Origin of the sequence: Streptomyces odontomachicola (assembly GCF_039605595.1) — a bacterium.
Lineage (GTDB): Bacteria > Actinomycetota > Actinomycetes > Streptomycetales > Streptomycetaceae > Streptomyces.
Genome location: NZ_JBCFOK010000002.1, coordinates 533,248 through 557,131, shown reverse-complemented (window position 1 = coordinate 557,131; position 23,884 = coordinate 533,248). Strand labels below are relative to the sequence as shown.

The window sequence follows — 23,884 nt, the reverse complement described above, 5'->3', positions numbered from 1 at the left end:
GCCGGTCAGGCGGCGCGGCCCTGTGCGTCGCAGGGGAGTTTCCCCTTTCCGTACGTGGAGGCGAAGTCCGCGGAGATGTCCTTCTCGGTGACGCTCATGGAGGTGGCGTTCACCGTGATGGCACCGCCGAAGGGGCGGTCGACGTCGCGGATGATGAGCAGTGACGCGGTCATCAGGGCGGTGACGACGAGGAGCGTGACGATTTCGGTACCGCCACCGCGATAGGGAAGGCAGAAGGCGAGCGCCAGGACCGCGACGGCCAGCGTGATGAGCATGAACCAGTAAATGGCGTCGGGAATGGCGGGCGTCGGCTGGGAAAGCCGGTTCCTTCTGGCATCCGAACGGTCCTTGTCAGCTTCCACGGCCATACGGACGGGTTCGACCAGGTCACGCACGGTCAAGGGTTCGGCGTTGTCGCCGAGCAAGCGACGGCGCAGAAGCCGGAACCTCTCGTCGTACACAAGCAGTTGCCGGGACATTCGACCCGTGAGTCCGTTGAATTCCTTCGGTGGCGGAGTGCGTCGGAGAACACAGACCAGCAGCAGCGCGAGCAGAGCCTCGTGCGCCCAGCACTAGAATGGAGTCCGGAATAACGGAGATTGACGAGTGAACAAGACGAGAGCGATGAGCACCGCACAAGAGAAGGCACCGGACTTCGCCGTCGAGACGACCCCGGAACGGGCGGAACGGGCCGCGCAGTTCGGCGAGGAACACCGCAGCAGACGGGACCTCCAGGACAGCACCCCGGGAGAATGGTTCAAACGCGGCGCGGCGACCGTGGGGATCAGCGGGGTGCTCCTGACCGGGTTCGCCTGGTTGCGCAAAGGCCCCTGGTTACCGGTCAATTGGGCCGCCACGACGGCCACGCTCCTCATCCTCACGGGCACGCTGCTGGCCGGCACGGCCCTCGCCCTGCGCTCCGCCGGGCGGCTCGGCGGCGCGCGGGCGTGCGTCGGCGCGATCGTGCTGGCGATCCCCTGCGCCGCCCTCGCGATCACGACGCTGCCCCAGCACGCGCTGTTCACCTGCCCCGCGCCGATCGCGGGCGCCGTGGCCCTGCTGCTCGCCGCGGCGGCGTGGAAGCTCCCGTCGGCGACCGCGGACCGGTGGTTCGAGGGCGATGAGCGGGCCCTGCGACGGGACGACGAGGCGTGGCTGCGCCGCCTGTACGGCCTCCTGCGCGGCCGCCATGGACTGAGACCCGTACAGGCGCGTACCCGAGTGGAGGAGGCGCGCGGACACGTGGCGGCCGCGGGCGGCGGGGCGTACGAGCGGTTCGGTCCCGTGCACCGGCACGCGCTCCGGCTGGCCGACGGGCCGGGGCGACCCCACCGCGCCACCCTGCGCGACCTGCGGTCCTCGGTCCTCTTCCTGCCGGTGGTGCTGGTCGCGGGAGCGGACGCGATCCTGCACCCCGACCTGTCGTCCTTCTGGACCTGGCTGGTGTTCGCCGCGGTCGCCTACTGGCTGTACGACATCGTCCGGCAGTGGCAGCGCTGCCGGAGCGGAGGCTGAGCCGGCGGCCGGAAGAGAGGACGGGGCCGGGAGGTCGACTCCCGCGCCGCTACGCCGCGGTGCGAGCCGCCGCCTCCGCACCGCTCTCCGTCTCCGTACCGCTCTCCGCGTCCGCACCGCTCTCCGCCTCCGCGTTCCTGCGCGTCTTCGCCCAGCCGTTGCGGCCGCGCAGGATGCGGGTGATCCCGCGGGCCGACGCGGGGAACAGGTGGTACGCGTACAGCCACAGCGCCATGCCCCACAGCAGCCCCGTGGCGCGGGCGCGGTCGGAGGCGTACTCGCGGCGGTAGGCGAGGCCCCACAGCAGGAACGGGACGACGGACACCGCGGCCAGCGCGAGGAGGAACGGCCAGGTGGCCAGGAGGTGTTCGCGGTGTCCCGCGCTCCCGTGGTGCACGGCCTCGGAGGCGAGCCCGGCGAAGAGCAGCCCGCACCACACCAGCATCGCGAGGTGCGCGAAGGGCTGGAGGAAGGTGTAGAGGGTCTCCAGGACGCCGCGGCCCCGGTAGTGGCGGGAGGAGACGATGCGCGGGGCGTAGCGCATGCACTGGAAGTTGCCCTGCGCCCAGCGGGAGCGCTGGGTCAGGTGCCGGCGCGGGTAGGGCAGGCCCTCCTGGCTGACCCAGGTGTGCGGGTTGTGCGCGACGCGGTGGCCGTTGAGGGTCATGTGCAGGCTCAGCTCGTAATCCTCCAGCAGGGCGCGCCCGTTCCAGGGGTGGCGTTCGGCGGCGGCCACCGCGTCGAGCGCGGAGAGCCGGGTGAACTGCCCGTTCCCGCCCAGCCCGACGGACCCCGTGCGGGCGCGCAGCAGCTGCATTCCCGCGTTGCACACCGCGAATTCGATGTCCTGCATGCGCACCAGGAGCCGCGCGAAGGCGTTGCGTACGCGTCCAGCGCCCGGCACCGGGCGCGTGTCCTCGACATTGCGCATCCGCACGGTGATCTGCACCCCGCCGATCTCCGGATCGCCGAAGCCGCCGTCCCCGCTCACCTGCTCCGGAGCGTCCCCGGCGAGCTGGCCGTCAGCGTCCATGACGCAGACGATCACCCGGGAGCGGTCGGCGCCCTCCGGCAGGTGCCGGTTCAGCGCCTCGTACGTGGCGTTCAGCGCGGCGCCCTTGCCGGTGCGGGCGTGCGGGAGGCGACGTCGTACGAGGTGGACGCGCGGATCGTCGTGGGCCAGCCGCTCGACGATCTCCGCGGTGCGGTCCTCGCTCGCGTCGTCGGTGACCCACACGTGCGCCGCGGGGAAGTCCGTGCGCAGCCGGTGCACCGTGGTGCCCACCACGGCCTCCTCGTCCCGGCAGGGCACGAAGAAGTGCCAGTCGAAGGCGCCGGGTTCGCCCGCCTCGCGCGGTACGCCGGTGGCACGGCGCGCCAGCGCGTACCGCGAACCGGCCCAGTACAGCAGGAAGCACACCAGCAGCAGCGCGGGCACGAGCAGCGGCCAGCTCAAGGTCGGCATCGTCATGGTCGGCATCGTCATGTCAGGCCGCCACGGTGTGCGGGGAGCGGGTGGCGAGGCGGGCGATCCCCGCGACGATGCGGCGCGACGCCTCGCCGTCCCCGAAGGGGCTGGGCAGCGCCGCGAGGTGTTCCAGCACGCAGGCGTCGGCCGCGAGCCGGGCGCGCGCGAGCCGTCCCAACTCCGGCCCCGGCTCGGTGAGCTGGGCGAACGGCACGGCCTCCGGGCGCTCGGTGGAGCGCCGCACCACGATCAGCGGCCGCTTGAGCACGGTGGTCTCCTCCTGTACGCCGCCGGAGTCGGAGACGAGCAGCGCCGCGTGCCGGGCGAGGGCCAGGAACTCCCCGTAACCCAGCGGGTCCGTCACCTGCAGCCGCGCGAGCAGCGGCATCAGCCCGGCGTCGGCGATGCGCGCCCGTGTACGGGGGTGCAGCGGCAGCACCACGGGAGTGCCGTCGCCGGCGAGGGCGTCCAGCTCGGTGAGGAGCGCGCCGAGCGCGGCGGGCTCGTCCGTGTTCTCGGGGCGGTGGACGGTGGCGAGGACGTAGCCGTCAGCGGTCAGGCCATGCCGGGCCAGCGTCCGTGCGCGGTCCTTCGCGCCGGGCAGCGCGCCGTCGAGGGCTTCCACGATGGTGTTGCCGGTGACGGCGATGCGGGAGTCCGGGATGCCTTCCTGGAGCAGGTTGCGCCGATTGTCCTCGGTCGCCGCGCACAGCAGGTCGGCGAGCCGGTCGATGAGCACGCGGTTGTGCTCCTCGGGCATCAGCCGGTCGTGGCTGCGCAGCCCGGCCTCGACGTGGACCAGCGGGATGCCGCGGCTGTTGGCCGCGAGCGCGCCGGCAAGCGCCGCGTTGGTGTCGCCGTGCACGACGACGGCGCGCGGCGGCTCGTCCAGGAAGAGCGCGTCGAGCTGGTCGAGCGCCGCGGCGAGCTGCCCGGCGCGTGCGCGTCCCCCGACGCCCTCCAGGAACACCGGCTCGGGCAGCCCCAGTTCCTCCAGGAACCGCCCCGACAGCTCCTCGTCGTAGTGCTGCCCCGTGTGCAGCACCTGGGCCGCCGGGCCCAGCAGCCGTACCAGCGGCGCGAGTTTGATCAGCTCGGGCCGCGTACCGCAGACGACGGCGACGGAGCGGGGTGCGAGTGCGGCGTGTTGGGGGCTGTCGTGTTGCGGGGTCCCGTGAAGGGGCGTGTCGCCGCGCGGGGGCGTGTCGGCGTGAACGGTCACGCTGCGGTCTGCGGTCACGCCGTGGCGGGCGATCACACTGCGGTCGGCGGTCACGCCGTGATCGGCGGTCGTGCCGCGGTCAACGGTCACGCCGTGCTCGGCGGTCGCACCGTGCTCGGCGGTCGCACCGCGGTCGGCGGTCGCACCGCGGTCGGCGGTCGCACCGCGGTCAACGGTCACGCCGTGATCGGCGGTCGTGCCGCGTTCAAGGCTCGTACCGCGGTCGAGGGTCGTGCTCTGGTGGCTGCGAAGGGGCACGGGTGCTCCTGAGGTGGTGCTGGCTGCCGTGGGCAGTACGTGGCAGGTGGTGATGCGGAGCACGGGCGTCGTCGGCCGTCGTCCGGTGCCGCGCGCACGCTCGTCGTCGGGCGTCGCGCGGGATGGCCGAGGCGTGGCCTGCGGCTCTGGGGGTGGGGCGCCGTGCCTCGCGGCGGCACGGCCTGGGTCAGGCAGGGGCGGAGGATCAGGCGGGACGGAAGACGGTGATCTCCGTGTCCCCGGCCGTGATCGTGACCGGCCCGCCGGGGGTCACCGGCTCGCCGTCGACGATCAGCGGCCTGTCCTCCTCCGGCTGGAGCGTGAGGGTCTCCGCCGTCCACGCGAGGTAACGGCTCGGCCCTCCGTACGGTCCGGCCAGCGCGCCCCACAGCGCCCTCAGCCGTGACCCGTCTCCCCGCTCCTCTGGAGCCGGGGCGGTCAGGAGCCGCACGTCGAGGACGCCTTCGTCGAGCCGTTCCCGGTGCGCGGGGGTCAGACCGTGCGAGCGGTAGCGCCCGACGCCGACGAACCCCGGCCACACCCGGTGCGGCACACCGTCGACGCGTACGGTCTCCGGCCGGTGGCGCAGTACGGACGCCAGGCCCGCCAGCGCCGCCGGCCACTTTCCCCACAGGCGTTCGCGGCTGCGACGGTGTTCGACCAGCCTGCGGTACGCGCCGAAGCCCAGGGTGTTCAGCACGCCCCGGTCCTGGGCGCTGTCCGTCGCCGGGGCCACGCGTACGAGGGCAGCGGTGCCCGCGCGGTGGCCCCGGAGTGCCTGTTCCGGCGTGGCCGGGCCGAGGCTGCGGGCGAAGTCGTCGAACGTGCCCGCCGGGACGGCCGGCAGCGGTACGCGGTGACGGCGCGCCGCCGCGGCGCCGGCCGCGACGGAACCGTCCCCGCCCGCCACCGCCAAAGCCTGGGCGCCGCGCGCGGCCACTTCCCGTACCTCGGGGAGGCTCGCGCCCGCCCCGGGGAACCGCAGCTCCGCCTCGGGCAGGGCGGCGCGCACCGCCTCCGCGGCCCGCCGGCTGCGCCGGGCGCCGGGGCTGACGACCACGGCGACTCCAGCGCCCTGCGTGCCGGGGCTCGGGTACCGCACGGGCCCCGTGGCCGCCGGGTGATCAGCGCCGGAGGGGCGCCATAGCCGCCGGGCCGCGTATCCGCACAGGAGTCCGGCCGCGGCGCCCGCACCGGCCTCCCGCGCCCCGTGCTCCGCCGAGAGCGCGCGCTTGCCCAGGCCCGCTCCGGCCACGGCGGCCGCGGCGAACGTGACCGCGCGCGGCGTGGAGCCGGCGGAGGCCACGGCGAGGGCGCCCGCCGCCGCGGAGTGCCCGCTTCCGGCGCCGGGGGCCCGGCACACCATACGGACCAGCAGGTCGCCGACCGGTTTCGCCAGGGGGACGGCGAGCAGCGCCCGCACCGCGCCCTTGCGCGCGGGACGCCCGCCGAGGACGGCACCGGCGGCCGCCGCGAAAGCACGACCCACCTCCATCCCGGTCCTCCCTGTTTGCTGGTGCTGGGTTTGCTGGTACTGAGTCCTGGCGCGGCTTCCGGATCTCGCTCTGGTCCGGCCCCGATGACGGATTCGCTTCGGACATTCCCGTACGAGTCGTCATCGATCTCCGCAAGCCGCGAACTATCGACATTACCTGATGTTTACGGATCTTTGTTCGGCCATGACCGAGAGGCGGCTCCCGTACGGGGGTCAGGCGGCCGTCCACGGCGAGATGTCGCCGTCCTGCACCCGCGGAGGGCTGGGGGCGCCGCGGGCGGGGCCGACCTTGATCGTGAGCGGCGGGGTGCCTTCTCGTACCGGACCCGGCACCGGCCTGGAAGCCGGGGCCTGCTCAGAGCGCTGCGCCTCGGAGCCCGAGCCGGCGGACACGGCGGGCGGGGAGCCGGGACCATCAGCGATCTCGGTTGCCGCAACCCGCACTGCCCCGCCCTGGGCATGGACATCGGCACGCTCGACGGCCACCGCGTCGGCGTACCGCAGCGCCTCGACTTCCACCTGCTCCTCTTCGACACCGGAGGCGAGGGCGCCCACATGATCGACTTCGTCGGGCACGACTGCCGGCCCGCCACGGTCCTGTGGGTACGCCCCGATCAGGTGCACCGCTACTCCCCCGCGCCCCAACTACGGGCACGCCTGGTGATGTTCACCCCCGACTTCCCGCCGCGCCTCCCCTTGCGCGCCCTGCTGGACGACCCGTACGGCTCCTCCCACTGGGAACCCGAGGCACCCGCCCGCGCCGAACTCGCCACGCTCACCGAAGCTCTGCTCTCCGCGCACGACCACCACGAGGAAGGCCCTCCCACGCACACCACCCCGCTGCTGCGGGTCGACCCGCAGGGCTCGCCCGGGAAATGCGACACGTGCCAGAAGCGGAAGAACAATGCGCGCGTCGTCTCCCGCACCGCGCTGAACATTCGCAGCGGCCCCGGCGTGAATTACCGGAAGGCCGGCTCACTGTCCTCGGGCCGGACGTTCCGCGTGACCTGCAAGGTCAACGGCAGCAACGTGAAGGGCAATTCGCTCTGGTACAAGACGGCCGACGGCCGCGGCTGGGTGGCGGCCCGCTGGGCGAAGAACCTCACCACCATCCCCCGCTGCTGACCGCCCCGGGACAGCCCGCGCCGGGACGGTCCACACCACGTTCCGGCCACGTCACCCTCGTCACCGGCCTGCCGCACGCGCATCGCCACAAACCGTCCGCCCGCCGCTGAGCAGCGCTTATCCGCCTCAAAGCACCGTTTCGGCCTCGCCTACAATTCCTGGGCGGCGGCACGCGGGAACGGACAGCGACGGGAGTGGTGAGGGGCTTGGCCGTAAATGCTGCGGATCTCGCCCGGCTGTACGAGGAGCGCGCGCCGAACGCGGGCCCCGCGTACCAGCGGGTGAAGGATCTGGTGTCCGGGCAGATCGCCGGCGGCCGCTGGCGCGAGGGCGACGCGCTGCCCTCGGAGAGCCAGTTCGTCGCCTCGCTCGGCCTCTCGCGGATGACGGTCAACCGCGCGCTGCGCGAGCTGGCGGCCGAGGGGCTGATCCGCCGGGTCATGGGCGTGGGCAGCTTCGTGGCGCAGGTCAAGGGCAGTTCCGGACTGGTCGAGGTGCACAACATCGCCGAGGAGGTACGCCGCCGCGGCCACCGCTACGACGCGCGCGTGCTCTCCGTACGCGAGGAGCCGGCCGGACCCTCCGCCGGCGCGGAACTCGGCGTCGCCAGGGGGCGGCCCGTCTACCACTCGCGCGTGGTGCACAGCGAGGACGGCGTGGTCATCCAGCTCGAGGACCGCTACGTCAACCCGGCCTTCGCGCCCGGCTATCTGGAACAGGACTTCACCACCCGTACCCCGTACACCTTCCTGTCCGAGGTCGCTCCGCTCGACCGCGGCGAGCACATCGTCGAGGCGGTGCTGCCCTCGGAGGAGGAGTGCGATCTCCTGCGCGTCGACCGCTCGGAGCCCTGCCTGCTGATACACCGCCGCACCTGGTCGCAGGGCGCGCTGGTGAGCATCGCGCGGCTGCTCCACCCCGGCTCCCGCTACCGGCTCGAGGGCGGCTTCGACGCGCAGTGAACGACTGGGTGAGAGGTCCCGTCAGGGGCCATGTGAGGACCGCGCGACCAAGACTCGGCGCGCGACCTGATGTTCATTCACCGGACAACCTCTTGACAACGCCTGTCTATACAGGAATATACAGGGTGCTTCCACGGTGCACGGCGTTCCCGGCCACGAGGCCCCACACCTCCCACACGATCGCCCGACACCTCACATCTCTGCTGGTCCCATGGGAGGGCACAGTTGGCCACTGAAAAGAAGACGCTGAGCAGAGGGCTCAGGTCCCGGCACATCCGCTTCATCGCCCTGGGTTCGGCGATCGGCACCGGCCTCTTCTACGGGTCGTCGGAGTCCATCAAGGCCGCGGGGCCCGCCGTGCTCCTGGCCTATCTGATCGGCGGCGCCGCCGTCTTCCTCGTCCTGCGCTCGCTCGGCGAGATGGCCGTCAGCAACCCGAGCGCCGGTTCCTTCGGCGAGTACGCCACGAAGCACCTCGGCCCGCTGGCCGGCTTCACGACCGGCTGGACGTACGCGTTCGAGATGGTCATCGTCTGCATCGCCGACATCACGGCCGTGGGCGTCTACATGGCCTTCTGGTTCCCCGACGTGCCGCGCTGGATCTGGGTGCTGGCCGCCGTGCTGCTCATCGGGGCGCTCAACCTCGTGAGCGTCAAGCTCTTCGGCGAGCTGGAGTTCTGGCTCTCGCTGGTGAAGATCGTGGCGATCATCGCGATGATCCTCGCGGGCATCGCCGTGATCGTCTTCGGCATCGGCAGCGGCCAGGCACACGTCGGCATCTCGAACCTGTGGGAGAACGGCGGCTTCTTCGCCAACGGCGCCCACGGCTTCATCATCTCCTTCGCCGTCGTCATGTTCGCCTTCGGCGGCACGGAGATCATCGGCGTCACGGCGGGCGAGGCGGACGCGCCGGAGAAGACCATCCCGAGCGCGGTCAACTCCATCCCGGTGCGGATCATCCTCTTCTACGTGCTGACCCTCGCCGTCATCATGACGGTCAACCCCTGGCAGACCGTCGGGAATTCGGGCAGCCCCTTCGTGGAGATCTTCGTCGGCGTCGGCCTCAAGTCGGCGGCCGCCGTGCTGAACCTCGTCGTCCTCACCGCCGCGCTCTCGGCCATCAACAGCGACATCTTCGCCGCGGGCCGCATGATGTTCGGCCTCTCCGAGCGCGGGCAGGGCCCCGCCGTCATGCGCCGGCTCACCCGCAGCGGCGTGCCGTGGGTGACCACCGTCATCGTGACCGGCGCGCTCCTCCTGGGCGTCCTGATGAACTACCTCATCCCCGACCAGATCTTCCTGATCATCTCCTCCATCGCGACCTTCGCCACCGTCTGGGTGTGGGTGATGATCGTGCTGACGCAGGTGAAGGCCCGGCGTGACATGTCGGCCGAGGAGCAGGCCGCGCTGAAGTTCCCCGCGCCCTTCTGGCCGTACGGGCAGATCGCCACGCTCGTCTTCATGGCCGGGGTGATGGTGGTGCTGGGCGTGTACGAGAGCACCCGCGTCGCCCTGGTGGTCGGCGTCGTATGGCTGGCCCTCCTCACGGCCGTCTACTTCCTCTGGGTCCGCCGTCACCTCGCCACCCGTTCCGACGCGGACGGAGTGGCGACGGACGAAGCGGAGGCCGTCACCTCCGGCCGTCAGTAGTCGCCAGTCGGCGACGCAGGTCCGTACGGGAGCCGGGACAGCAGGATCGTCCCGGCTCCCGCGCGTGCCAAGAGGCTGCCGACCGCGGGCAGTTCGGTGCGGATCTCGATTCGGTTGCGGAGTGCTTCGGTGCCGTTCCGCGCGCGGCGAAGAAACGTTGTTCCGTGCATGGAACCCTTTGAGGCGAGCACGAACGGAGCACGGCTGTGGGGTGCGTACTGGCTGGAGCCCGCCCTCAGCGAAACCGAGCGCACTCCCCCGCCCCGTCCTCGACAGGAACCTTTCTCTCAGGGCACGGGAGAGTCACGCCTCGCGTGGATCCTGCGCGAGGTCATGGTGTGCGTCTCCGCGGGCATCATGCTCGCCGCGGCCGTGATGGTCGTCCTGCGCTGAACGGCGCCGAGCCCGCGCACGCCCCGCACCCTTTACGTCGGCAGTCCCCTACACCCCCGTCTGGCCGTCGATGTGTTCGCGGAGCAGGTCGGCGTGGCCGCAGTGGCGGGCGTACTCGGCGATCATGTGCGAGTGGATCCACCGGAGCGTCACCTCGCCGCCCATGAAGGGGACGGTGTCCTCCAGGCCGCGGGCCGCGCAGTTCGCCCGGGCCGTCTTTATCTCCCCCTGCCAAGTGCGGAACGCCTGCGCGAAGCTGCCGTCGGCCGAGAGCGCGAAGCCGCCGTCCGTGGCGTCCGGGTCGGCCTCCGGGTCGTGGATCGGCGGGGCGTCCTCGCCGGCCAGCACGCGGCGGAACCAGTTCCGTTCGACCTCGGCCATGTGCTGCACCAGTCCCCGCAGCGTGAGCTCCGAGGGGGCCAGCGCCACCGTGCTGAGCTGCTCCTCGGTCAGGCCCTGGCACTTGAGGGCGAGGGTGTCCCGGTAGAAGTCGAGCCAGCCGGACAGGGTTTCCCGCTCGTCCGCCTTCAGGGGCGGCATGCCGCGCTCGGGGGCCTGCGGGAGGGGCACGTCGTCGTGCGTCGCGCTTGAATTCTCGTTCACAGAGGGATTCTCGTTCACGTAAGAGATCCTGCCACCCGGGTACGACAATCGCCGTTTGGCCAGGTCAGCGGGCTCGCCGAGGTCGTGGAGGACGAGCCCCGGCAGCCCACGGAGCAGGTGTGAACAGGTGTGCATGGGCGCCGGGGCCACACCGAAGTCGCCCCTATGGCCCGTGCGGCCAAAGCGCCGGCGGCGGCAACAGCGCCCCCGGTCCGGCGCCCTGCGACCGAAAGTGCTCGGCGCACAGCGCCTGCCAGTGCTCGGGGCGCTGTTCCGTGGTGAGGCCCACGGGGCCTATCGGGCCTATGCGGTCCGCGTGGCGGCCGCAGACCGCGCCGTGTTCGCGCCATCGGCAGCGGTGTTCGTCGCGGTCCAGTACGGAACGATCGCGGCCCGCTCCGCCCACGGGCCCTTCTCCGTCTAACCGATTGCCGCTCAACTTCCTACCCTCGCCACGTCGTTGGGGTGTCCGGGTGGTACTCCCGCGTATGCACCTCTCAGCGCCCGCGACATCCCCGGTGTCACACCCGCTGTCCCACCGGTCGCGCCGGCCCCGGACGATCGAGGGCGAAGCGGGGGTGTGCCGCGGCGTCGTACACCGCCAGATCCCGGATCATCTCCCCCAGCAGCGGCGCGAACTTCGCCCCGTGCCCCGAGCACGGCGAGGCCACGACCAGCGGGCCGCGCCGGTCCAGTACGAAGTCCTCGTCCGCCGTGCTCGTGTAGAGGCAGGTCGCCTCCGCCACCGGTTCGGGGTGCAGGCCGGGAAGCCAGTCCCGTACGTACGCCGTCACCCGCTCCCGGTCGGCGGCATCCACCACGCCGGTGCGGCCGCTCGCGGTGGTCCGGGTGCCTCCGTGGTGGCGGGCGACCTTGACGGCGGGGCGCGGGCCGCCGTCCGCGCCGGAGGGCAGCCCGTACACGAGCATGCCCTCGTCGTGCACCAGCGTCGGCCACACGGCCCGCGGGTCGCGCTGCGCGAAGTGGTAGACCTGCTGCTGAGTGACCTCAAGTGGCGGCAGCCGTACGGGGATTCCGGGCGCGAGTTCCGGGAGCCAGCCGCCCACGGCCAGCACGACCCGGCGCGCCAGGATGGGCTCGGCGCCGCCCGCGGGGTGCACGACGGCGTGGTTGCCGGCCGTCTCGACGGCCTCCACCGGGGCGTGTTCGAGGGTACGGGCGCCCCGCCGCCGCGCCGTTTCCAGCAGGGTGGCGACGGTCGCGTCCGCGTCGATCACCCCCGCGTCGGGCTGGTGGAGTACGGGGCCGCCGAAGGCGAATCCGGGCCAGCGCTCCGCGGCCTGCTCCGGAGTGAGCACTTCGTGGCGTACGCCCTCCGCCGTCAGCAGGCGGGCGAGGTCCGGCACATCGCGGCCCGCGCCGTGGTCGATGCCGCCGGTGACGCGGAGCAGGTGCGTACCCGCGTCGGCCTCGAGGGTGTGCCAGCTCCGTTCGGCCTGCCCGGTCAGCGCGAGGTAGTGGGGGTCGGGGTAGACCCGCCGGAAGATCCGTTCCGTCCCGTGCGAACTCCCCTGCCGGTGCCCGAACCCACGGGCCTCCAGCAACACGACGGAACGCCCGGCCCGGCTGATGGCCCAGGCGGCCGAGGCGCCGGTGAGCCCGGCGCCGATCACCACGACATCTGTGCTCAGGGTCATCCTCGTCGTCTATCACACGTGCTCAGGGGGCCTGGGGGGCCGGAGCGGCGGAGGGTGTCGGCGGCGTCCCCTCCGAGTCGGGCGCTCCGAGCGTGAGGGTGAAGTGGGAGTTCTCGCCGACGGCGACCACGTGTGCCCCGCCGGTCAGGTCGCGTAAAGGGTCCAGGTCGTCGAGCGGCGCTTCCCGGTCGAGGGGGGTGAGCGGGGCAGGTGCGCGGGGTGGAGCGATCGCGAAGCCAGGCGTCGAAGTGCTCGGCCCAGGGACCACCCATGACGGGGAACGGGAAGGTGGAGGGGCCGTCCATGCGGTGGTTGGCGCCGTTCATCACGAACCGCGTGCCCTCGCCCAGCGCGCAGAACTTCCCGATGACGAGCTTCTCGGGCCCGTAGTGGTAGAGCACGTTGCGGGTCTCGAACGCGGTCGGGTCGTCCGGATCGTCGTAGTACGAGAACTCCCCGACCTCGATCAACGGCGAGGTCACCAGCGGCTTGAGCAGCACCACGCGGGGCTGTTCGGGCATCGGGTGCAGAGCGTTCGGGTCCGGATCTGCCGGTCTGAGGGGCATGGGTGACGGATCCCTTTCCGGGATGGATGGGGCCGGAGGTCATGAGGGGTGCAGGGGCTCGGTACAACGCAACCGGCGGGCCGGGAACGGCCGTTCAGAGCGCGAGCATAGAGCCATGGATGAGGACACACATGCCGGTGCTAGGCACGACACCGCCGTACGGGAGGCGATCGCCGCGGAACTGCGGCTGTTGGAGCCGCGGGTGCGCCGTTCGCCCGCGCTGGCGCGGGAGTTGCTCGACCCGGACTTCGTCGAGGTCGGTTCCTCGGGGCGGCGCTGGACCTACGCGCAGATGCTCGACGACCTGCCCGGACTGCCGGGCGCCGAGGGAGACGAGCCGGCCTGCGTACCGGAGCGGCTGACCGGTGTGCCGCTCGCGCCGGGCCTGGTGCATCTGACGTACGAGACGAGGATCGGCGGCGTGCATGCGCGGCGCAGTTCGCTCTGGAGGAGGGATGCGCGGGCGGGGTGGCGGATGTACTACCACCAGGCCACGCCCGTGCCGCCCGGAGCGGAGTGAGCGTCAGGCATCGAACCCGTAGCCCCGTACGCGAGAACGCCCCGGCCCGTCGAGTGACGAACAGGGGCGTTCTCATGCCGTACCGGCGAATTCCCGTGCGGGACCAGGGGTTACGCCTCGGGCCCCACCGTGCTCGGGGTCCGTGCGTCGCGCTCCCCCTCGCCGCTGCCGGTCTCCCGTACGGCCTCGGCGGGGGCGGCGGTGCGGGCCTTGCCGCGCAGGAAGAGGGAGGCCGCGAAGGCGAGCACGCCGATGCATCCTGCGGCCATGAACGCGGTGCGCAGGCCGTCGGCGTCCGGCGATCCGGAGGCCGCAGAGCTGCCCAGCGAGGCGACGGTGACGAACACGGCGGTGCCGAAGGCGCCCGCGACCTGCTGGAGCGTGGCGAGGATGGCGCTGCCGTGCGAGTGCAGGTGGTCGGGCAGCGAACCCAGCGACTCCGTCATCAGCGGCGTCATCATCAGCCCGAGCCCCGCCATCAGCAGGATGTGGGCCGCGATGACCGCGCCGAGGGACGAGTGCGAGCCGAGCAGCGTGAACAGCCACAGCGAGACCGCCATGGCCAGCGCGCCGGGGATCACCAGGGGCCGGGCGCCGAAGCGGTCGAAGAGCCGCCCGACGGGCCGGCCGAGCAGGCCGAGCAGCAGGCCGCCGGGCAGCACCGCGAGGCCGCTGGTGAAGGTGCTGGTGTGCAGCACGGTCTGGAGGTACAGCGGCAGCAGGATCGAGCCGATGCCCAGCAGGCACATGAACAGCAGCGCGGAGAGGACCAGCGCGACGGAGAACGTGCGGCTGGTGAAGGGGCGCAGGTCGAGCAGCGCGCGGTCCTGGCGCTGGAGCCGCAGTTGACGCAGGACGAAGACGGCCAGCGACACGAGCCCCACGGCGATCGGCATCCACGGCGCGACGGCGTGCTCGCCGCCGCCGGACTCGCCCACCGAGGCCAGCCCGTACAGAACGCCGCCGAAGCCGATGGCGGACAGCAGCACCGACAGCACGTCGAGCGGCACCTTGCGGGTCTCGCTGTCCAGGCGCATCCGCACCGCGCCGACCGCCAGCGCGGCGAGGGCGAGGGGCAGCACGATCCAGAACATCCAGCGCCAGCCCAGCGATCCGAGGATCGCGCCGCCGACGGTGGGCCCGATGGCGGGGGCGACCGCGATGACGATGCTGATGGTGCCCATGGTCGCGCCGCGCTTCTCGGAGGGTACGAGGCGCATGACCGAGGTCATCAGGAGCGGGATCATGACGGCGGTGCCGCAGGCCTGGACGACGCGGCCGGCCAGCAGCACGGGGAAGCCGGGCGCGAGGGCGCTGACGAGCGTGCCGAGGCTGAAGAAGGTGAGCGAGGCGAGGAAGACCTGCCGGGCGGTGAAGCGTTCCAGCAGGAAGCCGGTGATGGGGATGACCACCGCCATGGTCAGCAGGAAGCCGCTGGTCAGCCACTGCACGGTGGTGGTGGAGACGTCCAGGTCCACGGTGAGGTCGCGCAGCGCGACGCTCAGGATCGTCTCGTTGAGGATCATCACGAATGCCGAGGCGACCAGCACGGCGATCAAGACGGCGGCGCGCGCCGGTATCTGGGCACGCGCGGAGTCCGCGGCCCCGGTAGAGACGGGGTCGGTCATGGAGAAGCACACCTCACAGGAGTCGTACATGGCCGGTGACGGCACCGCGGCTCCTCGGGGAGCGGGGAACCGCCGGGCGTCGAGCATGGTGGGCTCGGGTGAGCCGCGTTCGGGCACAAGAGCGGACGGGCGGGGTGCGGCATTCCCGATGTGGCGTACGACATCCCGGGGGCGTCCCCGGTGTTCGCCTGCGCCGTGGGACGTCCGCGGTCCGTGCGTACGGCCTACGGCATCCCGGGGCCGTTCACGTCCTTGCGGGCTCGCGATGCGTCGCGGAACCGCTCCGTCGGCAGCTCGTACCGGCCGTCGCGCGCCGTCGTCGAAAGCCCCCTCCCCCGTCTCCCCCGGACGCGCGGAGCCGAACACCCACTCTAGCCTCAGCGGCACGGTGCTCCGCGACCGCTTTATTCGCCGCGCCCGGCTCCGTCCTCGGCCGCGTGACCGGCCACGTCCCCGGCTCCGTCCTCCCCTGGGCACCCGGCTCCGTCCTCGGCCCGCCGCAGCAGGTCGGCGAGGGTGTGGAAGCCGCGGCGCTCGGCGTGGGCGCGGGGCGTGACGCCCTCGCCGTCCGGGAGCAGCGGGTCGGCGCCGGCGGCGAGCAGGATCTCGGCGACCTCCTGGTGGGTGCGCCCGCCGTCGCCGAGGATCACGGCCTCCAACAGCGCGGTCCAGCCGAGCCTGTTGACGTGGTTCACGTCGATGCGGGTCTCGGCCAGTACGGCGCGTACGTACTCCACGTGGCCGCGCTCGCTCGCGGGGATCACCGAGACCCCGCCGAAGCGGTTGGTGAGCGTCACGTCGGGGCCGCCGGGGAGCAGCGCCCGCATCATCGGCACGCTCCCGGTGACCCCGGTGGCCAGCCATGCGCTGTCGTGGCGCGCGTCCTGGGCGTTGACGTCGGCCCCTGCGGCGACCAGTTCGCGCGCGGCCTCCACGCGGTCGGCGAGCGCGGCGCGCAGGAGCGCGGTGCGGCCGTGGACGTCCCGCGCCTCCAGGTCGGCGCCGTCGGCCAGCGCCGTGCGCACGGCCTCGGCACCGCCGCTGCGCGCGGCCTCCAGCAGGGCGCGGTCGGCGGGGGACGCTGCCTTCTTGGGCATGGGGTGACTCCTGGGTTCTGCTGTGGTGCTTGCGTGCGTGCGGGTGGGGAGTGTGGGTGGGGCGTGGCGTGCGCGCGGGACGGCAGCGTACGGGGCGGGAGGCACGGGCGCCGCCCCTCCACCCTGCGCCTCGGGGCCCGCAGCACGGGTCATCCGAACGGTTGACCCCACCGCTCGCGCACAGAGCGACAATGGAAGTGTTTCCCCAGCTCAGAAGCCGCAGCACACACAGAGCACACGCCGGAAAGGAGCGTTCATGCCGTCGAGCAGCCGTTCCGCCTCCGGCGGCGGCAGGCCAGTGGGAGCGCCGGGCGGGTGGGTCCTGTGGCCCGCGCTCGTGGTGCACCTGGCGTTCTTCCTGCTGCTCGGCTCCGCGCTGGCCCGCTACGCGACCCGGCACGGCGACGCGCCGGACGCGCCGGCGGTGCTGGCCCTGGCCGGTGTCCTCGCGCTCCTCTACGTACTGGGGCAGGTGCTCGGCGGACCGGTCTTCGCCGTGCCCGAGGCGCCGGAGCACCGGTCGGACACCGCGGAAGACCTGGCCGGCCCCATCGACGCCGTGCGGCTGTCGCCCGGCCGCGGCCGGCCCCCGCTCCCCCGCCTGCTGTGGCTGTGCGCGCTGGTCGTGGTGTGGGCGGTACTGGTGGCGCTCGCACCGAGCTTCGCGTGGTGCGCCGTGCCCCTCTTCTACACGGCGCTGCGCACCCTGCCGCTGCCGGCGGCGTACGTGCTGGTGGCGCTGTTCACGGGGTTCGTGGTCTTCGCCCAACTGCGGCTGGCGCAGCGCTTCGACCTGGATCTGGTGGTGGGACCGCCCGCCGTCGCGGCGCTGGCCACCGCGGTCTTCGCGTACATGGACCGGCAGGCGGTGCGGCAGGCCGCGCTCATCGGCGATCTCATCCGCACCCGGCGGGAACTCGCCGCCACCGAGCGGCGCGAGGGCACACTCGCCGAGCGGCAGCGGCTGTCCATGGAGATCCACGACACCCTGGCCCAGGGCCTGTCCAGTCAGCAGATGCTGCTCCAGGCCGCCGACCGCGTGTGGGAGAGCGAACCGGACCGGGCCAGGGAGCATGTACGCGGTGCGGCCGAGGTCGCCGGGCGCAATCTCGCCGAGGCCCGCGCCTTCGTGCACGACCTCTCCCCCGCCGGCCTTGCCGGGGGCGGTGGCCTGGAGGCGGCGCTGCGCGATCTGGCGGCGCGCGAGTCGGACGGCTCCTGCCAGGTGGAGTGCCATGTCGACGGCTCCCCGGCGGACCGGGCGCTGCCGGACCGCATCGAGTCCGCGCTGCTGCGCATCGCGCAGGGCGCGCTCGCCAATGTGCGCGAGCACTCGGGCGCCGGCCGCGCGGCGCTGACCCTCACCTTCCTCGGCGACCAGGTGCGCCTGGACGTCGCGGACGACGGCGCGGGCTTCGACGCGGAGGCGGTGGCCGCCCGCTCGGCCGGGGTGCGCGGCCACGGGCTGCCCGCGATCCGCGCACGGGTGCGCCAGCTCGGCGGCACCCTCACCGTCGAGTCCGCGCCGGGCGACGGCACGGTGGTGTCGGCCGCCGTACCGCTGCGTACGAGTAACGGTTCCGGTTCCATGGAGGTTCCCGCGTCATGACCAGCTCGGATTCGCCAGCGGACTCCGTCCCCGCCCTCGCCGGTGCCGACGCCGTACGGCTGGTGCTCTGCGACGATCACGCCGTGGTGCGTGCAGGGCTGCTCGCTCTGCTGTCCAGCGCGCCCGGGATCACGGTGGCGGGCGAGGCGGGCAGCGGGGAGGAGGCCGTGGCGCTCGCGGCGCGGCTCTCCCCCGACGTGGTGCTGATGGACCTTCAGCTGGGCGGCGGCATGGACGGCGTGGAGGCCACCCGCCGCATCACGGCCGAGTCCGGTGGGGCCGTGCACGTACTGGTGCTGACCACGTACGACACCGACGCGGACGTCACCCGCGCCATCGAGGCGGGCGCGACCGGCTATCTGCTCAAGGCCGAGCGGCCCGAGGAGCTGTTCGCCGCGATCCGCAGCGCGGCCGAGGGGCGCACCGCGCTGTCCGCGCCCGTCGCGCAGCGGGTGATGACCAACATGCGCAGCCCGCGCCCCACGCTGACCGCCCGTGAGCGGGACATCCTCGGGCAGTTGGCGCGGGGCCTGTCCAACAGGGACATCGCCAAGGCGCTGTTCCTGAGCGAGGCGACGGTCAAGACGCACCTGGGGCGCATCTACGACAAGCTCGGCGTGGACACCCGCGCGGGAGCCGTCGCGGTGGCGAAGGAGCAACGGCTCCTGCCGTGACGGACGTCGGCGCCAGGAAACGTCGGTGTGAGGAAAGTTGGCCGACGCACGGAACTCTCTGCGCACCCCTGGCACCGGGCCCGCAGCACCTGATACCCCGGCTTTCAACACCCACCGTACGGCGCACAGTTGCGCAATGTAGCAAGCATTGCACTAACCTGGCCTTCTGGGGTTCGTTTCGTCCGGTGGTGTGACCGGGCGGTACCGGCAAGCCGACGTCGTCTCGCATGCATCGGGGGGCATTTCTCGTGCGCGTTCCAGAAGATCTCAAGAAGGCCGACCGGCCCGACTTCGAGCGCATCCTGGACCAGACACTGGAGTCCGAAGAGGTAAGGGAGGCGGTGCAGCGGGCGGAAGAGGCCCCTGACACCGATCAGTTGCGGTCAGGGGCGCTCGGGGAGCGCGCGGCCATCGCGTCCGTCGCGGCCCGCGAATACCGCGACTACCGCAGGCTGCGCGCCCGCAAGACCATGACCCTCCCCTCGCCGCGCGCCACCGGGAGCGCGGCCCGCACCGGCGGCGTGCTGCCCGCGCTGGGTGTGCTGGTGCCAAGCCTCACGGCCGTCGCCGCCGTGCTCTTCCTGCTGCTCGGGCTCGTGCTGCGGCTCGCCGGCGCACAGCAGGCCCTCGCAGGGAACCTGGTGACGGTGGGCCTGATCGCCGCCGCAGTCGCCCTGGTCACCGTGCTGGTGGGACTGCTGTGGGTGCTGACCGCGGCGGTGCGGAACGGCTCGGCGCCCGAGCGCTCGGCCGCGGCTGCCGCCGACCCCGAGGTGGCGCGGGCCCGCGAGGCGTGGCAGCGCGCACTCCTGGAGCGCGGGCTGCGCCCCTACGTCCTCCGGCGCTGCGGCCAGGAGGTCCGCGGCGAGGAGACCCGCGGCGGCGAGGCCGCGGCCACCGCGAGGGGCGGACGCATCCGGCGCGGCATCAACTCCGGGCGCGCCTGAGGGAGTTCCGGGCGCCCCTGAGAGCGCTGAGGGTTCGGTGGGGGATCGCGCGGTCCGGCCGCTCCGTGATCCCCCACCGGACCCTCACTTCAGGCGCCCTCACTTCAGGCGCCCTCAAGGACCGGCACGGTTCATGGACCGGCCCGACTCAAGGACTGGCGCGGTCGAATCCGTAACGCAGCGGCCCGTCGGCCGACTTGGGGTCCAGGCGGTACACGTACAGGGCCTCGACGCGTACGCCGTCGCGCGGCTCCTCCACCGCGCACGGGTAGCCGACCTGCATGACCTGGGGACGCCCCGTCACGCGGACACGCATGCCGTCGGCGGGGCCGCCGTCGAGCACGGCCTGCTCGTCGCGCGGGCCCACCCGCGGCTCCCCGCGCACCCCCTCGCCCGGTCCTCCGCTCGGCTCCTGCGGGCTCATGATCTCCGCCCCACCGTTTCTCCCCGCGTTTCTCTCCGCAGCACGGCTGCTCTCCGGCTCACCGATCGTGTTCGACACGACGATCACTTTAAAGGTTGCGCAAGTGTCCGCTCCACCGGAACGGCTGCATCGGCCACTCACTCCTGCCCCGTAGGGGAAACGTCCCCCGCGTCACGGGGGCCAACCCCCGTACCGAATGGCCCGATTGCCGTATGGGCCCGGCGCGCGCGGGACGGAAGGGTGAGGTGGTCCCGTCCGCGCCCACCTCCGGGAGATGCCGTGCTCTCACGCCGCGCCGCCGTGTTCTCGGCCGCCGCCCTCGCCCTGACCGCCGCCTCCGGAACAGCCCATGCGGCGCAGCCCACCGCCCCGCGCTCCGGCCGCGTACGCCTGCGACTTCCGGCACCCGGCGGTCCGTACGAGGTCGGCACGCTCTCCCGGCGGCTCGTGGACATCTCGCGCGGCGATCCCTGGCATGCAGCGGGGCACGTGCGCGAACTCATGGTCAGCGTGCGCTATCCCGCCAGATGTGCGGGTGGCGGGCGGCGCGCTCCGCAGTTCCTGCCCGGCGAGGCCGCCGGATTCGACGCGCTGAACAACCTCGGCGGCGTACCGGCCGGCAAGGTCGACTGGGCCGCCACGCTCACCCACGCCCGCACCGGAGCCCCCGTACGCCGCGGCCCCCGCCCCTGGCCCGTACTGCTCTATTCGCCGGGCGTGGGCGATCCGCGCTGCTTCGGCAGCACGCTGTGCGACGCGCTGGCCTCGCACGGGTACGCGGTGGTGACCGTCGATCACACCTATGACGGGAGCGCGGTGGAGTTCCCCGGCGGGCGCGTGGAACGCACCGTGCTGCCCGAGGAGTTCGAGAAGACGGGCGGCGACCCGGAGAAGGTGCGCGCGCTCCTGCGCAAGACCCTCGAAGTGCGGGTCGCCGACCTGCGGTTCGTGCTGGACGCGCTGCCGGGCGCGCTGCCCCCGGATCTGCTCGGGGTGCTGGACCTGGCGCGCGTCGGCGCGTTCGGGCAGTCGGCCGGCGGCTTCGCCGCGCTCCAGGCGATGTACGAGGACCGGCGCATCGGCGCGGGCGCCGACCTGGACGGGGTGCTCGCCTACGTACAGGAGGACAGCGAGCCCGGGCACCTCTCCCCCGTCGCCGCCGAGGGTCTGGACCGGCCCTTCCTGCTGGCGGGGAAGGACGGCAACTCCCGCCGTACGATGCCCTCCTGGGCATCCCTGTGGGAGCACAGCACCGGGCGGCCGCGCGAGGAGCTGGTCCTGCGCGGCGCGGCGCACGCGACGTACACCGACGCCGTCGCCGTCGTCCCGCAGATCGCCCGCGCACTGGACCTGCCCCGCGGGACGGTCACCGAGCTCATCGGCACGATCGCCCCGCACCGCGCCATCGCGGCCCAACGCACGGCCCTGACCGGCTTTTTCGGGCGTACGGTGGGCCGCGGGTGATCCCCTACGGCATGACGCCCTACGAGAAGGGCAGGACCAGGGCGCCCCAGGCCACCAGCGGGCCCAGGCCCACGGTGCCGAGGGTGTAGCCGATGACCTGGCGGTAGAAGCGCTGGCGGTCCACCCCGCGCGCGTTGGCCAGGACCAGCGCGCCGTTGGTGGAGAAGGGCGAGACGTCCACGATGGTGGTGGACACCGCCAGCGCGCCGACCAGCCCCGCGGTGCTGAGGTGTCCCGAGAGCAGCAGCGGGATCGCGATGGGGATCACCGCGGTGAGGATCGCCGTCGAGGAGGCGAAAGCCGAGGTGATCGCGACGGTGAAGCACAGCAGCAGGGCCACCACCAGCGGCGTTCCCATGCCCGCCGCGTGCCGCGAGATGGTGTCGATGACTCCGGCGTGCTCCAGCATCGCGATGTAGGTCATCATGCCCGCGACCAGCAGCAGGGTGTTCCAGCTGACGCCGTCGACGGCCTTCTCCTGGCGCTTGATGTCCAGGAGGGTCAGCAGCGCGCCTGCGGCCAGCGCGAGGACGCCGATCTCCAGGTGGAAGACGAGCGCGCCGACCACGAGCAGGGCGAGCAGCACGAGGGTGGTGGCCTGCCGCCAGCACACGGGGGCCGCGCTCTCCTCGTTCGACGCGGCTTCTCCCTCCGGCTGTTCACCGTCGCCTGACGGCGCGCCCCGCTTGCGCAGCAGGGCATACGTGACGGCCGCGAGCAGCAGGTTGATCGCGAAGCTGGCGAAGAACAGCGCGGCCGGGGAGACCGCGGGCACATCCGCGTCGTCGACCATGTTGAGCACCAGCGCGCCGGAGACGGCGAGCGGCGAGAAGGCGCCCGCGTGGCCGCCGCTGATGACGAGCATGCCGACCATGAGCGGGTTGAGCCCGTAGCGGAAGGCGAAGTTCATGCCGACGGGCACCAGCATCGCGACGGCGGCCGGGGTGAAGGTGCCGAACGCCGTGAGCGCGGCGGCGACCAGGAACAGCACCCATGGAATGAGCGCCACTCTGCCGCGTACGAGCCGCACCCCGGCCCGTACGAGCAGGTCGATGGTGCCGTTGCGGCGGGCGACGGCGAAGAGGTACGTGACGCCGACGATGGTCACGAACAGGTCCACCGGGAAGCCCCGGAAGATCTCCTCCTCGCTCAGTCCGAGGGAGGCGGTGCCGACGGCGAAGGTCGCGACGAAGGCCAGGATGCCGAGGTTGATCGGCAGCACGGTTCCCACGACGAACATCACCAGCAGCGCGCCGATGGCTATCACGTCAGGAGACATCATTGTCCTCACTGGGCACGGGGGGGGCGGGGCAGAGGGGGGCGGCAGACTGGGGGTGGGGGGTGCGAATCGGCCGTGCGTTCGGGCCTGTTGGGGATCAGGCCCGGCGGCCGGGCCCGGCGGCCAGGCTCTGGGATCAGGCGGCGGCCGGGGCGAGGGGTTCGGGTACGGAGAGTTCGGCCTCGGCGAGGATGCGGGCCGCGCGCTGCACAGTGACCCGTCCGGGCCCCGAGGGGGTGTGCTCGGTGCAGCGGACCGGGACGACTCCGGCGGGGGTGCCGATGCGCAGCCACTCGCCGGTACGGGAGGAGGCGGCGGCGACCACGGTGTCCCGCACCAGCTCGGCGGCGGCGATGGCGACGGCCGAGGTGAGGCCGATGGCCGGGTGCGGGGCGTTCATGGACAGCATCCGCACCGTCAGCTCGTGGTCCTCGGCGGCGATGTGCTCGCCGAGCGTGCTGGTGTAAGAGGCGGGCGGGCCCACGAGTCCCACCTTGGGAACGGCGTCGGAGGGTGCGGGGGCTTCCTCGCGCGCGAGGGCCGCGCCGTCCGTGGAGCCCTGCATCTGCAAACCCATCCGGGCCGCCGCGGCATGCCGTACCGCCCGCAGCCAGGGCACGTCCGCGCGCACCCGGTCCAGCGGCTCGGCCCCCGTACGGTCTGCGGAGGCGGCGTCCACGAGGACGACGGGGGCGCCGGCGTCGACGCAACTGACGCGCAGGGAGCGGGCGTCGGCGCTTCGTAGCGCACTCGTGGGGAGTTCGCCGGGCGCGGGCAGCAGTTCGGACGCGGTGCCCGTGGGCAGCAGCTTTCCGGTGGTGCCGCCCGCGGGGTCGAGGAAGGTGAGGCCCACGCCGACGCCGCCGGAGCGCGTTCCGGGAACGGTCTGCTCGCCGAATTCGTGCACCCGCCGGCCCGTGGTGTCCACGACCGCTTCGAGCAGGGCGCCGGTGTTGGCGTTGTGCATGACGACGCGGGTGCGGTCGCCGGTGATCGGCACGAGCCCCTTCGCGACCGCGTACAGGGCGATGGCGGTGGCGCAGTTGCCGCAGTTGGAGCCCCACTCCACGACGCCGGTGCCGATGCCGACCTGGGCGAAGAGGTAGTCGATGTCCACGCCCGCGCGGGGCGAGGCTCCGACGACGGCGGCCTTGGAGGTGGTGGGGGTGGCGCCGCCGACGCCGTCGAGCTGTACGGGATCGGCCGCGTCGTAGGCGGCGACGAGCAGCCGCTCGATGCCGGCGCGGTCGGCGGGGGTGTGGACCTGGCTGAACAGCCAGCACTTGCTGGTGCCGCCACGCACCAGGGTCGCGGGGATGCGCACGTG

21 protein-coding genes and 1 pseudogene are annotated in these 23,884 nt (G+C 72.8%); 10 read left to right on the top strand and 12 right to left on the bottom strand.

Annotated elements, in window-relative coordinates; all coding sequences use genetic code 11:
- Positions 1–5 precede the first annotated feature (5 nt).
- Positions 6–479 (bottom strand): bestrophin-like domain, encoded by a 474-nt coding sequence (locus tag ABEE00_RS05245; RefSeq protein ID WP_345744032.1) that lies wholly within the window; start codon positions 477–479, stop codon positions 6–8.
- A 145-nt stretch (positions 480–624) separates the two neighbouring features.
- Between ABEE00_RS05245 and ABEE00_RS05240 the strand changes: the two genes are divergently transcribed.
- Complete coding sequence (locus ABEE00_RS05240) at positions 625–1,515, top strand: hypothetical protein (protein WP_345744031.1); 891 nt, start codon at positions 625–627, stop codon at positions 1,513–1,515.
- A gap of 49 nt (positions 1,516–1,564) precedes the next feature.
- Here the strand turns inward: ABEE00_RS05240 and ABEE00_RS05235 are convergent, their stop codons facing one another.
- From ABEE00_RS05235 to ABEE00_RS05225, 3 genes are all read right to left on the bottom strand, one after another.
- Positions 1,565–2,986 (bottom strand): glycosyltransferase, encoded by a 1,422-nt coding sequence (locus tag ABEE00_RS05235; RefSeq protein ID WP_345744030.1) that lies wholly within the window; start codon positions 2,984–2,986, stop codon positions 1,565–1,567.
- Between the two features lie 16 nt (positions 2,987–3,002).
- On the bottom strand, positions 3,003–4,463 hold the full coding sequence (wecB, locus tag ABEE00_RS05230) for a non-hydrolyzing UDP-N-acetylglucosamine 2-epimerase (RefSeq protein ID WP_345744029.1): 1,461 nt from the start codon (positions 4,461–4,463) through the stop codon (positions 3,003–3,005).
- Between the two features lie 205 nt (positions 4,464–4,668).
- A complete protein-coding gene (locus ABEE00_RS05225; protein WP_345744028.1) occupies positions 4,669–5,958 on the bottom strand; it encodes a diacylglycerol/lipid kinase family protein in 1,290 nt (429 codons plus the stop codon).
- Between the two features lie 459 nt (positions 5,959–6,417).
- On the opposite strand from ABEE00_RS05225, the gene ABEE00_RS05220 reads away from it, so the two are divergent.
- The 4 genes from ABEE00_RS05220 (at position 6,418) to ABEE00_RS05205 (ending at position 10,088) form a co-directional block, all read left to right on the top strand.
- Positions 6,418–7,083: an SH3 domain-containing protein gene (locus tag ABEE00_RS05220; protein WP_345744027.1), complete on the top strand. Its 666-nt coding sequence runs from the start codon at positions 6,418–6,420 to the stop codon at positions 7,081–7,083.
- A gap of 206 nt (positions 7,084–7,289) precedes the next feature.
- A complete protein-coding gene (gene hutC / locus ABEE00_RS05215) occupies positions 7,290–8,045 on the top strand; it encodes a histidine utilization repressor (RefSeq protein ID WP_345744026.1) in 756 nt (251 codons plus the stop codon).
- A gap of 225 nt (positions 8,046–8,270) precedes the next feature.
- Positions 8,271–9,695, top strand: coding sequence for an amino acid permease (locus tag ABEE00_RS05210; RefSeq protein WP_345744025.1), 1,425 nt, complete (start codon positions 8,271–8,273; stop codon positions 9,693–9,695).
- A 168-nt stretch (positions 9,696–9,863) separates the two neighbouring features.
- Entirely contained in the window at positions 9,864–10,088 is a 225-nt protein-coding gene (locus ABEE00_RS05205; protein ID WP_345744024.1) for a hypothetical protein, read from the top strand.
- 48 nt (positions 10,089–10,136) lie between these two features.
- Here ABEE00_RS05205 and ABEE00_RS05200 read toward each other — a convergent pair whose 3' ends face one another.
- The 3 genes and pseudogenes from ABEE00_RS05200 to ABEE00_RS05190 form a co-directional block, all read right to left on the bottom strand.
- On the bottom strand, positions 10,137–10,628 hold the full coding sequence (locus ABEE00_RS05200; protein ID WP_345744072.1) for a DinB family protein: 492 nt from the start codon (positions 10,626–10,628) through the stop codon (positions 10,137–10,139).
- Between the two features lie 584 nt (positions 10,629–11,212).
- Positions 11,213–12,349: an FAD-dependent oxidoreductase gene (locus ABEE00_RS05195; RefSeq protein WP_345744023.1), complete on the bottom strand. Its 1,137-nt coding sequence runs from the start codon at positions 12,347–12,349 to the stop codon at positions 11,213–11,215.
- Positions 12,350–12,591: 242 nt separating this feature from the next.
- Positions 12,592–12,915, bottom strand: a pseudogene (locus tag ABEE00_RS05190) (LbetaH domain-containing protein); the annotation flags it as partial.
- Positions 12,916–13,030: 115 nt separating this feature from the next.
- Between ABEE00_RS05190 and ABEE00_RS05185 the strand changes: the two are divergent.
- The gene (locus tag ABEE00_RS05185) at positions 13,031–13,435 is read left to right on the top strand and encodes a nuclear transport factor 2 family protein (protein WP_345744022.1); all 405 of its coding nucleotides are present in this window, start codon (positions 13,031–13,033) and stop codon (positions 13,433–13,435) included.
- A gap of 110 nt (positions 13,436–13,545) precedes the next feature.
- Here ABEE00_RS05185 and ABEE00_RS05180 read toward each other — a convergent pair whose 3' ends face one another.
- Positions 13,546–15,108, bottom strand: a complete 1,563-nt coding sequence (locus ABEE00_RS05180; RefSeq protein WP_345744021.1) for a DHA2 family efflux MFS transporter permease subunit — start codon at positions 15,106–15,108, stop codon at positions 13,546–13,548.
- Positions 15,109–15,467: 359 nt separating this feature from the next.
- Positions 15,468–16,160, bottom strand: a complete 693-nt coding sequence (locus tag ABEE00_RS05175; RefSeq protein ID WP_345744020.1) for an ankyrin repeat domain-containing protein — start codon at positions 16,158–16,160, stop codon at positions 15,468–15,470.
- A 256-nt stretch (positions 16,161–16,416) separates the two neighbouring features.
- Here ABEE00_RS05175 and ABEE00_RS05170 point away from each other — a divergent pair, with 256 nt between their 5' ends.
- The 3 genes from ABEE00_RS05170 to ABEE00_RS05160 all read left to right on the top strand — a co-directional run bounded on the left by ABEE00_RS05170 (position 16,417) and on the right by ABEE00_RS05160 (position 19,390).
- Positions 16,417–17,769 (top strand): sensor histidine kinase, encoded by a 1,353-nt coding sequence (locus ABEE00_RS05170; RefSeq protein ID WP_345744019.1) that lies wholly within the window; start codon positions 16,417–16,419, stop codon positions 17,767–17,769.
- Positions 17,766–18,443 carry a response regulator transcription factor gene (locus ABEE00_RS05165; RefSeq protein WP_345744018.1) on the top strand — a complete coding sequence of 226 codons (678 nt, stop codon included), beginning with the start codon at positions 17,766–17,768 and terminating at the stop codon, positions 18,441–18,443. Before ABEE00_RS05170 ends, ABEE00_RS05165 begins: the two co-directional genes overlap by 4 nt.
- A gap of 248 nt (positions 18,444–18,691) precedes the next feature.
- Entirely contained in the window at positions 18,692–19,390 is a 699-nt protein-coding gene (locus tag ABEE00_RS05160; protein ID WP_345744017.1) for a hypothetical protein, read from the top strand.
- Between the two features lie 148 nt (positions 19,391–19,538).
- On the opposite strand, the gene ABEE00_RS05155 is transcribed toward ABEE00_RS05160, so the two are convergent.
- On the bottom strand, positions 19,539–19,814 hold the full coding sequence (locus ABEE00_RS05155; RefSeq protein ID WP_345744016.1) for a hypothetical protein: 276 nt from the start codon (positions 19,812–19,814) through the stop codon (positions 19,539–19,541).
- Between the two features lie 279 nt (positions 19,815–20,093).
- Here ABEE00_RS05155 and ABEE00_RS05150 point away from each other — a divergent pair, with 279 nt between their 5' ends.
- A complete protein-coding gene (locus tag ABEE00_RS05150) occupies positions 20,094–21,278 on the top strand; it encodes an alpha/beta hydrolase family protein (RefSeq protein WP_345744015.1) in 1,185 nt (394 codons plus the stop codon).
- A 19-nt stretch (positions 21,279–21,297) separates the two neighbouring features.
- Here ABEE00_RS05150 and ABEE00_RS05145 read toward each other — a convergent pair whose 3' ends face one another.
- Together ABEE00_RS05145 and ABEE00_RS05140 are read right to left on the bottom strand one after the other, a co-directional pair.
- Positions 21,298–22,560 (bottom strand): SLC13 family permease, encoded by a 1,263-nt coding sequence (locus tag ABEE00_RS05145; RefSeq protein ID WP_451918495.1) that lies wholly within the window; start codon positions 22,558–22,560, stop codon positions 21,298–21,300.
- Positions 22,561–22,693: 133 nt separating this feature from the next.
- The gene (locus ABEE00_RS05140) at positions 22,694–23,881 is read right to left on the bottom strand and encodes a PrpF domain-containing protein (protein ID WP_345744013.1); all 1,188 of its coding nucleotides are present in this window, start codon (positions 23,879–23,881) and stop codon (positions 22,694–22,696) included.
- Positions 23,882–23,884: the final 3 nt, after the last annotated feature.